Origin of the sequence: Comamonas sp. BIGb0124 (assembly GCF_003752175.1) — a bacterium.
GTDB lineage: Bacteria > Pseudomonadota > Gammaproteobacteria > Burkholderiales > Burkholderiaceae_C > Comamonas_F.
Genome location: NZ_RJVF01000016.1, coordinates 122,938 through 134,434 on the forward strand (window position 1 = coordinate 122,938; position 11,497 = coordinate 134,434).

Consider the following 11,497-nt stretch of genomic DNA (forward strand, 5'->3'; position numbering starts at 1 on the left):
CGATCGTGTGACAGACGACCGGCCGGCTGGCAGGGGGCGGTGGAAATTCGCTCGGGCGAGCCCCGGTTGTTGTGTGTGTATGGGGGCTGCGAGCCGCGCGCCACGCCGATGTCGAAGCAGCGCTCTTCTCCATTGTGGCGGCAGGCGGCCGCGGCGTGTGCAGGAAGAGCGGCCGTCGGCGCGACGGCTCCCCTCTAAAATCGCGTATTCGCTCGTCCAGCGTGCCCGCCAGCCGGGCCGCAGGCGGGCACAGGCCGCCGCGCCTTCTTGCCGAATACCAAAGTCCCACCATGTCCGAGACCGTCGTTCTTCCGTCCTCTTCCGCCGTGCAGCCGCCGGCCCTGCGCCTGTCGGGCCTGGAGCCCGTGGCCATCGATGCGGGCACGCTTTTCGTCAACATCGGCGAGCGTACCAACGTGACGGGCTCCAAGGCCTTCGCCCGCATGATTCTCAATGGCCAGTTCGAGGACGCGCTGGCGGTGGCCCGCCAGCAGGTCGAGAACGGCGCGCAGGTCATCGACGTCAACATGGACGAGGCCATGCTGGACTCCAAGGCGGCCATGGTGAAGTTCCTCAACCTCATCGCGAGCGAGCCCGACATCGCCAAGGTGCCGGTGATGATCGACTCCTCGAAGTGGGACGTGATCGAGGCCGGCCTGCAGTGCGTGCAGGGCAAGGGCATCGTCAACTCGATCTCCATGAAGGAAGGCGTCGAGCCCTTCAAGCACCATGCCCGCCTGATCCGCCGCTACGGCGCGGCGGCCGTGGTCATGGCCTTCGACGAGAGCGGGCAGGCCGACACCTACGCGCGCAAGATCGAGATCTGCGAGCGTGCCTACCGCATCCTGGTGGACGAGGTCGGTTTCCCGCCCGAGGACATCATCTTCGACCCCAACATCTTTGCCGTGGCCACCGGCATCGAGGAACACAACAACTACGCGGTCGACTTCATCGAGTCGGTCCGCTGGATCAAGAGCCACCTGCCCGGGGCCAAGGTGTCGGGCGGGGTCTCCAATGTCTCGTTCTCCTTCCGCGGCAACGATCCGGTGCGCGAAGCCATCCACACGGTGTTCCTGTACCACGCCATCCAGGCCGGCATGGACATGGGCATCGTCAACGCGGGCATGGTCGGCGTGTACGACGACCTCGAGCCGGTGCTGCGCGAACGGGTCGAGGACGTGGTGCTCAACCGCCGGCCCGATGCGGGCGAACGCCTGGTCGAAATCGCGGAAACCGCCAAGAGCGGCGCCAAGGACGACAGCAAGAAACTGGAGTGGCGCGGCACGCCCGAGCAGCCGGTTTCCGTGGGGCAGCGGCTGTCGCACGCCATGGTGCACGGCATCACCGATTTCATCGTGGCCGACACCGAGGAGGCCTACCAGGAGGTGCTGGCACGCGGCGGCCGGCCGCTGCACGTCATCGAAGGGCCGCTGATGGACGGCATGAACGTGGTGGGCGATCTCTTCGGCGCGGGCAAGATGTTCCTGCCGCAGGTGGTCAAGTCCGCCCGGGTGATGAAGCAGGCGGTGGCCCATCTCATTCCCTACATCGAGGAAGAGAAGCGGCAGCACCAGGCCGCCGGGCTGGATGTGCGCTCCAAGGGCAAGATCGTGATCGCCACCGTGAAGGGCGACGTGCACGACATCGGCAAGAACATCGTCACCGTCGTGCTTCAGTGCAACAACTTCGAAGTGGTCAACATGGGCGTGATGGTGCCCTGCCACGAGATCCTGGCCAAGGCCCGGGCCGAGGGCGCCGACATCATCGGCCTGTCGGGCCTGATCACGCCCAGCCTCGAGGAGATGCAGTACGTGGCCAGCGAGATGCAGAAGGACGATTATTTCCGCCTGCGCAACATGCCGCTGCTGATCGGCGGGGCCACCACCAGCCGGGTGCACACGGCGGTCAAGATCTCTCCCCACTACGACGGTCCGGTGGTCTACGTGCCGGACGCCTCGCGCAGCGTGGGGGTGGCGCAGAGCCTGCTGTCCGATCAGGCGGATCAGTACATCGCCGAGATCCGGGCCGACTACGACAAGGTCCGCCACCAGCATGCCAACAAGAAGCAGGTGCCGATGTGGAGCATCGCCCGTGCGCGGGCCAACAAGACCCCCGTCGACTGGACCGGCTACACCCCGCCCGTGCCCAAGTTCCTGGGACGGCGCGTGTTCCGCAACTTCGATCTGGCGGAATTGGCCGACTACATCGACTGGGGTCCTTTCTTCCAGACCTGGGATCTTGCCGGCCCCTATCCGGCCATCCTGACCGACGAGGTGGTGGGGGTGCAGGCGACCCAGGTGCAGGCGGACGGCCGGGCCATGCTCAAGCGCCTGATCGAAGGCCGCTGGCTCACGGCCAACGGCGTGGTGGGTTTCTACCCGGCCAACTGCGTGGCCGACGACGACATCGCGCTCTACACCGACGAATCGCGCAGCCAGGTGGCCATGACCTGGCACGGCCTGCGCCAGCAGACCGAGAAACAGGCCGTCAACGGCGTGATGCGGCCCAGCCGCTGCCTTTCCGATTTCATCGCCCCGGCGGGGCAGGCGGCGGACTACATCGGCATGTTTGCCGTGACGGCCGGCATCGGGGCGGAAAAACGCGAGAAGCTGTTCGACGAGCAACTCGACGACTACTCGTCCATCATGTTCAAGGCCCTGGCCGACCGCCTCGCCGAGGCCTTTGCCGAATGCCTGCACCAGCGTGTGCGCAAGGACCTCTGGGGCTACGACCCGGCCGAGAACCTCTCCAACGAGGCGCTGATCAAGGAACAGTACCGCGGCATCCGGCCGGCACCGGGTTACCCGGCCTGCCCCGACCACAGCGTCAAGGCCGACATGTTCGAACTGCTGCAGTGTGCGGACATCGGCATGGCCCTGACCGAGTCGCTGGCCATGACGCCGGCCGCCAGCGTCAGCGGCTTCTACTTCAGCCACCCCGAGAGCCAGTACTTCAATGTCGGCAAGGTGGGCGAGGACCAGGTCGAGGAACTGGCCGCGCGGCAGGGCGTGGCGGTGGCCGATCTGCAGCGTCTGCTGGCCCCCAATCTTTGAGCGGATCGGTTTGAACCGATCTCGGCCGAGCGCGTCGGGCCGATGCCCGGCACGCGCGCGGGCTACTCGCGCAGCGTTCCGCCCAGCGGCCATTCGGCAGCCAGCCGGATGCGGTTGGCGTTGAGCTCGGCCTGCGCCGCATTGGCGCGGTGCACGTCGTAGCGGGCCGACAGGGCCAGGCCCTTGGCGCGCCCCTGCTGCACGGTGTAGCGCAGCATCAGGTCGCGTTCCCAGTGCTTGCCACCGACGCCGTAACCCAGCCCGGCGTAGGCGCCTGACGGATCGGTCCGGCTGCCGTCGATGCCGCTGCCGCGCACATAGGCGGCCGCCGCCACCAGGCCGGGCAGGCCCCAGGCCGCGAAATCGTACTGGTAGCCGAGCTGCCAGGAGGCTTCGTGCGGCGCGTTGAAGTCCGACAGCTGCATCGCGTTGCCCAGCCAGATCGCGCCCCGGCTCACATAGTCGAAAGGCGTGTCGCCATGCACCTTCTGGTAGCCCAGGCTCAGCTTGTGCGCACCCTGCCGGAGGCTGGCCGTCAGGCTGCCGGTGGTGTTGTCGATGCGCCCCGAGCGGGCCCTGCCGGTGTCGGTGCTGCGGTAGACGTGGGCGTCGAAAGCCAGCGAGCGTCGGCCGGCCAGCGCCAGGGTGTAGCTGGCACCCGCGTAATGGGTGCGCCAGTTGTCGTCGTAGCGGGCCGTGTAGAGCGTGGCCGCCAGGTTCGGCAGGCCGGTGTAGGTGCCGCCGACGAAATCGAAAGCCCGGCCCTGCGCCGCCCCGGCGTAGTTGACGGTGAGCGGGTTGTTGCTGCGGCGTGCGTTGCGGTCGGTCGAGCCGGTGAAATGGCCGGCCTGCAGCGCCAGGCCGTCGATGCTGCGGTGGGTCAGCAGCCAGCCGCGCATGGACTCGGGCAGCAGGCGCGAGTCGGACGACGAGAACACCGGCGACTTCACGCGCTGCTCGCCCACCCGCAGCACGGTCGAGGCAAAACGCACCTTGAAGGCGGCGCCGGCCCGTGCGATGTGGTCCTGCAGATAGCCCTGGTCGTCCACCGCCAGCAGCCTGGCCTTGCCCGCCGTGTAGTCGTTGCCGCCCAGGGCCTGGGCCAGGTCGACATGCACGTCGAAACCCAGGCCCACCACGCCGGGGGTGTAGCCCGACTCCAGGCTGCCCATGAGGCCGTAGCCCCATTCGCGCGCGCTGTGGCTGCGCTGCGCACGGGGCAGGTAGGCGTTGCGCGCGGCGCCGTTGACCTGTCCGTCCTGGTAGCGGCGTTCGTCGTACACACTGCGCTGCAGCAGGCGCCAGGTGGTGCCCGCAGGGAGCAGGCGGGCGAGCGATTCGCCGCCGGCCGGGGGCAGGGCCGTGTCCGCCGACGGCGCGTCTGCCGAGCCCCACAGCGGCGGAGCGGACGGTGCCGGCACGACCTGCGCGGCCGCCTGCAAGGGCCAGGCGGCAAGAATCGCCAGCCCCGGCAAGACGGCGGCGGCCCGGGCGGCGGAGAGAAAAGCCGAGGGCATCGGTTTCCGGATCGGCATCGTCGTCACAGGTATTTCAGCCAGGCGATGTCGCGCCGACGGGCCTTGAAAGCGGCAAAGTCGCGCACCGGCACGTACAGGGCGACGGCCAGGACCGCCATGGCCAGCCAGACTGCACCCATGCCGTCGAAACCGAAGTACTGGCCCTGGTTGAGTCCCCAGATGCCGACGGCCGCCAGGTAAAGCGCCTTGAGCACGTACAGATGCAGCAGGTAGAAAAACATCGGCGCCGCGCCGAACACGGCCAGCACCCGCAGCGCGCGCGGCGGCTCGCCGCCCCGGGCCTGCGCCTGGCGTTCGAACAGCCTCAGCAGCAGCAGGCCGACGCCCAGCGTCAGCAGCAGGAACAGCAGGGAGGGCGGGTACTTCGTGATGTTGAGCAGGCTCATCAGCGTGGCGAGCGGGCCGTTCTGCGGCATCCACGGCGCCTCGCCGTAGCCGTTGAGGGCACGCAGCACCGCGAAGCCGGCCAGCAGGCCCAGGCCGGTCAGGGCCAGCAGGCGCTGACGGCGCGCGGCGTCGAAGCCGGCGGCAAACCACGGTCCGGCGGCATAACCCAGCGCGATCACGCCGATCCACGGCAGAACGGGGTACGAGGTGCGCAGGCGCAGGCCTTCCGCGGCGTCGATCCAGCCCCTGTCGTGCAGGATGGCCCAGGGCACGCTCAAGGCGTGTCCCGCAGCGAAATGCACGTCGTCGAGCAGATTGTGGCCAGCCACCAGCGCCAGGCCGATGGCCACCAGCACGGCCCGGGGCAGCCACACCAGCGCCGCCAGCGCGATCATGCTGAGTCCGATGGCCCAGATGACCTGCAGGTAGATCACCGAAGGCGGAAACTGGAAGGTCCAGGCAAAGTTGACCAGCGTCAGCTCCAGCACCACCAGGAACAGACCGCGCTTGAACAGGAAGGCCGAGGCCGTGGCACGCCCGTCCACCTGTTTGCTGGCGTACAGGAACGCCGACAGACCGGTCAGGAACACGAACACCGGCGCGCACAGGTGGCTCAGCAGACGGCTGAAGAACAGGGCCGGTCCGGTCGACGTCACATCCATGGGATCGCTGACCTGGGCATGCAGGAAAAACGTCTCGCGCACGTGGTCGAGCAGCATGAAGACCATCACCAGGCCGCGCAGGGCGTCGATGGAGGGCATGCGCGCACGCGGCGGGTTGGAACTCGCAGCCGCGGCCGGTGGCAACTGCCATGGAGGTGTCGTCATCTGGGGTCACCGTCTCTCAGGAACAAAAGGGACGGTATTCTATGAGATCAATTTATCAATATCACGAAAGACCGTGCCCGGACTCGGAAAGGCCGCCTTCCTGACGGCGCACAGGCCATCGGCGAGTTTTGTTATATCTGCTAGTGAGCGATACACATTCCAGCTGCCGCCGGTGCCACGACAGCAAGGTGCGATCCGTGGCAGACTTCGGCGACAGCCCCGGCGGCCAGGCCCGCCCGTGCAACAGGAGACAAGACACCATGCCCATTCCCGTGCATTCCACGCGCCGCGCCTTCCTGGCCGCAACCGTGCCCGTGCTGGCCGCCGGCACCTGGCCTTTCGGCATGGCCCATGCCGCCGGCGATTTCCCTTCGCGGCCGCTGCGGGTGCTGGTGCCTTTCGGGGCCGGCGGCGTGGCCGACCTGACGGCCCGCGTCGTCGCCCAGCACATGGCCGGCACGCTCGGTCAGCCCGTGGTCATCGAGAACCGGCCGGGTGCCGGCGGCGTGGTCGCAGCCGACGGCGTGGCCAAGGCACCGGCCGATGGCCATACGCTGCTGCTGATGTCGAACGCCAATGCGGTCAGCGTGAGCCTGTTCGAGTCGCTGCCCTTCGACACCGTCCGCGATTTCCAGCCGGTCTCCACGCTGGGCACGTTCGATCTGGCCTTGTTCGTGCCGGCCGGCTCGCCCTTCAAGAGCTGGTCCGATCTGGCGGCCCATGCGCGCAAGCAGCCCGGTTCGCTCAATGTCGGCACGATCCAGATCGGCAGCACGCAGAATCTGGCGGCCGAGCTGATGAAGACGGCCGCGGGCCTCGACTTCCAGGTCGTGCCGTTCAACGGCAGCCCGGCGGTGTTCAGCGCGCTGCGCGGCGGCCAGCTCGATGCCGTGGTGGAAATCCTCACGCCCATGATGCCGCACGTCAAGGCCGGGGCGGTGCGTGCGCTGGTGGTCACCAACGACCGGCGCTCGTCGGCGCTGCCCGACGTGCCTTCGGCGCGCGAGGCCGGTGTGCCGCAGTGGATCGCCACGTCGTGGAACGCGCTGGCGGTGCGTTCGGGCGCGCCGCAGACCGCGCTCGACGCGCTCAATGCGGCCATCCGGGCCGCCCTGGCCGCGCCCGCCGTGCGCCAGCAGCTCGAGGCGCTCTATATCGAGCCCCGGGCCAGCACGCCGCAGGACGCCTCGGTCCTGCTGCGCGACGAGATCCGGCGCTGGGGCGGCGTGATCGAACGCGCCCATATTCCCAAGCAAGGTTGATGGCCATGCTGCTGCCCGGGCCGGGACTGTACACGGAAGTGTTCACGGCCTCCTTTGGTTTATGCTGCGCGGTTTTTCTCGGCGCCCGGACCCCGCTGCCCAAAGTGGTGCCGCGCGGGACGGTGCCCGCCATGTGGAGCACCCCCCAGACATGACCCGCAGCAATTCCCAGGACCATCCGTCCGCAGACGGACAGGACCTGCAGCGCAGCCTCAGCAACCGCCACATCCAGCTCATCGCCATCGGCGGGGCCATCGGCACCGGCCTCTTCATGGGCTCGGGCAAGACCATCAGCCTGGCCGGACCTTCGGTGATCTGGGTCTACCTCATCATCGGCTTCATGCTGTTCTTCGTGATGCGGGCCATGGGCGAACTGCTGCTGTCCGACCTGCGCTACAAATCCTTCATCGACTTCTCGGCCGATCTGCTCGGTCCCTGGGCCGGCTTCTTCACCGGCTGGACCTACTGGTTCTGCTGGATCATCACCGGCATCGCCGATGTCATCGCCATTGCCGCCTACACGCAGTTCTGGTGGCCCGATCTGCCGCAGTGGATACCGGCCCTGGCGTGCGTGGGCGTGCTGCTCGGCCTCAATCTGCTGACGGTCAAGCTGTTCGGCGAAATCGAGTTCTGGTTCGCCATGATCAAGATCGTGGCCATTTCCGCCCTGGTGGCGCTGGGGGTCTACATGGTGGCCACCGGCTTCGTCTCGCCCGCCGGACGCACGGCGAGCCTGGCCAACCTCTGGCAGGACGGCGGCATGTTCCCGCATGGTCTGATGGGCTTCTTCGCCGGTTTCCAGATCGCGGTCTTTGCGTTCGTGGGCATCGAGCTGGTCGGCACCACGGCGGCCGAGGCACGCGACCCCGAGCGCACGCTGCCGCGCGCCATCAACTCCATTCCCGTGCGCATCGTGGTGTTCTACGTGCTGGCGCTGGTGGCCATCATGGCCGTCACGCCCTGGCGCGACGTGGTGCCGGGCAAGAGCCCTTTCGTCGAGCTGTTCGTGCTGGCGGGCCTGCCGGCCGCGGCCGGCGTGATCAATTTCGTGGTGCTGACCTCGGCCGCATCGTCGGCCAACAGCGGGGTGTTCTCGACCAGCCGCATGCTCTACGGTCTGGCGGCCAAGGGCGATGCACCGGCGCGTTTCCAGCGTCTGTCGAGCCGCCAGGTGCCGGCTGCCGGTCTGCTGTTCTCGTGCGTGTGCCTGCTGGGCGGCGCCGCGCTCATGTACCTGGTGCCCGACCTGATCGAGGCCTTCACGCTGGTGACCACGCTGTCGGCGATCCTGTTCATGTTCGTGTGGTCGCTGATCCTGCTGTCCTACCTGGCCTATCGCCGCCATCGGCCTGCGCTGCAGGCTGCTTCGCGTTTCAAGATGCCGGGCGGACGCGGCATGGCCTGGGCCTGCCTGGCTTTCTTCGCGTTCGTGCTGGTGCTGCTGGCGCTCGAACACGACACGCGGCAGGCCTTGATCGTGGCCCCTCTGTGGTTCGCGCTGCTGGGCGTTGCCTACCCCTTCGTGCGGCGGCGTGCCGCCGCGCTGGCGGCCCCGGGCGCCTGACGATCCGGAACCCCACTTCATGCTGCAGATCCTGCTCGTCACCGGCCCCATCTACCTGCTGATCGCGCTCGGCTACGTCTCCGTGCGCCAAGGCTGGGTGGACAAGGGCGGCGTGCGGGTTCTGGGCCGGTTCGTGGCCATGTTCTGCGTGCCGGCGCTGCTGCTGCGATCGCTGTCGCGCCAGCCGCTGGGGCAGACGCTCGACATGGTCTATCTGGCGGCCTATGCCGGCGGTGCGCTGCTGGTGGCGGGCCTGATGCTGTTCTACGTGCTGCGCGTGACGCGCCGTCCGCTGCCGCTGGCCGCCATGATGGCCCTGGGCAGCTCCATGCCCAACTCGGCCTTCATCGGCTACCCCGTGGTGCTGCAGCTGATCGGCCCGCTGGCGGCGCCCGCGCTGGCCCTGAGCATGCTGGTGGAGAACCTGCTGATCATGCCGCTGTGCCTGGCGCTGGCCGACAGCTCGGGCTCGGCCGGGGGCTGGCGCGAGGCCCTGCGGCGATCGCTCTCGGGCCTGGTGCGCAATCCCATGATCCTGGCGATCGCCGCCGGCGTGGCCCTGGCCGCGCTGGGCTGGCACGTGCCGCCGGTCGTCGACAAGGCCCTCGAGATGCTGGCGGCCGTGGCCAGCCCGGTGGCGCTGTTTGCCGTCGGCGGCACGCTCTTCGGCCAGAAGGCGGGCGGCATGCTGCGCGACGCGCTGCAGATGGCCAGCGCCAAGCTGCTGCTGCAGCCGCTGGCGGTGCTGCTCATCCTGTGGTTGCTGCCGGCGACCGATCCCTCGCTGCATCTGGCCGCCGTGGTGTTCGCGGCCATGCCCACGGCCGCGATCTTCCCGGTCCTCGCCCAGCGTTACCAGCACGAGGGCCTGAGCGCCACCGCGCTGCTGATGGCCACCGGCTTTTCATTCGTCACCATCACGCTGCTGCTGATGGCGCTCGGCCCGCATTAACTCCCACAATCCACTCTTCCAGGAGATCGACCCATGGCAACCATCACCGTGCTCAACGGACCCAACCTCAACCTGCTCGGGCTGCGCGAGCCGGCCATCTACGGCTCGGCCACGCTGGCCGACGTCGAGCGTCTGTGCCGCGAGGAAGCCGCGCAGCATGGCCTGGAGATCGACTTCCGGCAGAGCAACCACGAAGGCGTGCTGGTCGACTGGATCCAGGAAGCCGGCCGCGCCATGGCCGCCGGCGAGTGCATCGGCGTGGTCATGAACCCGGCTGCCTACACCCACACCTCGGTGGCGCTGCACGATGCCATCAAGGGCGCGAGCGTCAAGCTCATCGAGGTGCACATCTCGAACGTGCACGCCCGCGAGCCTTTCCGCCACCATTCCTACATCTCGCCCGCCGCGGCCGGCATCGTGGTCGGACTGGGCATCGAGGGTTATGCCGTCGCCATCCATGCGCTGGCACGCGCACACAAGAAAAACTGAGCGCAGGCCAGGTCGCCTTCGCCACCCATCCGGCACCGCCAGGCGCGGCGCCATCCACTGTTACGAGGAGTCGTTATGAGCAGTCATGAACTAAATGGTGCGGGAGCTGTCCGCACACCCCGCAAGGCCGCGCTGGCCGCCTGGATCGGCAGCGCGCTCGAGTACTACGATTTTTTCATCTACGGCACCGCCGCCGCGCTGGTCTTCGGCCGTATCTTCTTTCCCAGCGAAAATGCGCATGCCGGCACCCTGCTGGCGCTGGCGACGTTCGGCGTGGGTTACGTGGCGCGGCCGATCGGCGCGCTGTTCATGGGCCATCTGGGCGACAAGTTCGGGCGCAAGAAGGTGCTGGTCTTCACCCTGCTGCTGATGGGGGTCTCGACCTTCCTGGTGGGCTGCATCCCGAGCTATGACCAGATCGGCGTCGCTGCACCGCTTTGCCTGGTGTTCCTGCGTCTGTGCCAGGGCTTCTCGGCCTCGGGCGAGCAGGCGGGCGCCAACTCGATGTCGCTCGAGCACGCACCCGAAGAACGCCGCGCGTTCTTCACCAGCTTCACGCTCAGCGGCACGCAGGCCGGGCTGATCCTGGCCACCGCGGTGTTCCTGCCGATCTCGCAACTGCCCGAAGAGCAACTGCTGTCGTGGGGCTGGCGCGTGCCGTTCTGGCTGAGCGCCGCCGTGGTGCTGCTGGGCGTGATCATCCGCCGCACGCTCGACGAGACCCCCGTGTTCCAGGAAGAGGCACAAGCCAAGCGGGCCCCGCGCATGCCGCTGGTCGAGCTGTTCCGCGACTACAAGGCCGATGTCGTGCGCATCGTGCTGATGGCGCTGGTCTCGGCGGTGAGCACCATCTTTGCCGTGTATGCGCTGTCCTATGCGGCCAACACCATGGGCATCGCGCGCTCGACCATGCTGTGGGTGGCGATCCTGACCAACGTGGTCGCGCTGGCCGCCATTCCGCTGTGGGCGATCCTGGCCGACCGCATCGGCCGCAAGCCGGTCTTCATCTTGGGTGCGATCGTCCCGGGCCTGCTGATGTTCCCTTACCTGTGGGCCATCGGCCAGGGCAATATTCCGCTGGTCTTTGTCTTCGGCATCCTGATGTCGGGCGTGGCCTACAGCGCCTCCAACGGCGTCTGGCCGGCGTTCTACGGCGAGATGTTCAGCACCAAGGTGCGCCTGTCCGGCATGGCCGTGGGCACCCAGCTCGGCTTCGCGCTGGGCGGTTTTGCGCCTACGATTGCAACCGCCCTGCAGGGCACCGGCGACATGGCCTGGATGCCGGTCGCGGTGTTCACGCTGGCGGCTTGCGTGGTGGCTTCGATCGCGGCCCTGACCGCCCGCGAAACCTATCGCACGCCCATGCGTGAACTGGGCCGCCGCCAGGCCTGAGGCCGGGTCCGCATTCTTCAGCGAGTGAACAAC

General features: G+C 68.0%; 8 protein-coding genes. 6 read left to right on the forward strand and 2 right to left on the reverse strand.

Annotated elements, in window-relative coordinates; genetic code table 11:
* Positions 1 to 290: 290 nt before the first annotated feature.
* Positions 291 to 3,053 carry a methionine synthase gene (metH, locus tag EC845_RS21500; protein ID WP_123300438.1) on the forward strand — a complete coding sequence of 921 codons (2,763 nt, stop codon included), beginning with the start codon at positions 291 to 293 and terminating at the stop codon, positions 3,051 to 3,053.
* A gap of 62 nt (positions 3,054 to 3,115) precedes the next feature.
* On the opposite strand, the gene EC845_RS21505 is transcribed toward metH, so the two are convergent.
* Both EC845_RS21505 and EC845_RS21510 read right to left on the reverse strand, forming a co-directional pair.
* Positions 3,116 to 4,570, reverse strand: coding sequence for an OprD family outer membrane porin (locus tag EC845_RS21505; protein ID WP_199739885.1), 1,455 nt, complete (start codon positions 4,568 to 4,570; stop codon positions 3,116 to 3,118).
* Positions 4,571 to 4,593: 23 nt separating this feature from the next.
* Positions 4,594 to 5,805 carry a DUF1624 domain-containing protein gene (locus tag EC845_RS21510; RefSeq protein ID WP_123300440.1) on the reverse strand — a complete coding sequence of 404 codons (1,212 nt, stop codon included), beginning with the start codon at positions 5,803 to 5,805 and terminating at the stop codon, positions 4,594 to 4,596.
* 260 nt (positions 5,806 to 6,065) lie between these two features.
* Here EC845_RS21510 and EC845_RS21515 point away from each other — a divergent pair, with 260 nt between their 5' ends.
* The 5 genes from EC845_RS21515 to EC845_RS21535 all read left to right on the forward strand — a co-directional run bounded on the left by EC845_RS21515 (position 6,066) and on the right by EC845_RS21535 (position 11,464).
* Positions 6,066 to 7,067, forward strand: a complete 1,002-nt coding sequence (locus EC845_RS21515) for a tripartite tricarboxylate transporter substrate binding protein (protein WP_233598213.1) — start codon at positions 6,066 to 6,068, stop codon at positions 7,065 to 7,067.
* A 151-nt stretch (positions 7,068 to 7,218) separates the two neighbouring features.
* Positions 7,219 to 8,631 carry a D-serine/D-alanine/glycine transporter gene (gene cycA / locus EC845_RS21520; RefSeq protein ID WP_123300442.1) on the forward strand — a complete coding sequence of 471 codons (1,413 nt, stop codon included), beginning with the start codon at positions 7,219 to 7,221 and terminating at the stop codon, positions 8,629 to 8,631.
* 19 nt (positions 8,632 to 8,650) lie between these two features.
* Positions 8,651 to 9,583, forward strand: a complete 933-nt coding sequence (locus EC845_RS21525; RefSeq protein WP_123300626.1) for an AEC family transporter — start codon at positions 8,651 to 8,653, stop codon at positions 9,581 to 9,583.
* Positions 9,584 to 9,616: 33 nt separating this feature from the next.
* Positions 9,617 to 10,072 (forward strand): type II 3-dehydroquinate dehydratase, encoded by a 456-nt coding sequence (aroQ, locus tag EC845_RS21530; protein ID WP_123300444.1) that lies wholly within the window; start codon positions 9,617 to 9,619, stop codon positions 10,070 to 10,072.
* 75 nt (positions 10,073 to 10,147) lie between these two features.
* The gene (locus EC845_RS21535) at positions 10,148 to 11,464 is read left to right on the forward strand and encodes an MFS transporter (protein ID WP_123300446.1); all 1,317 of its coding nucleotides are present in this window, start codon (positions 10,148 to 10,150) and stop codon (positions 11,462 to 11,464) included.
* Positions 11,465 to 11,497: the final 33 nt, after the last annotated feature.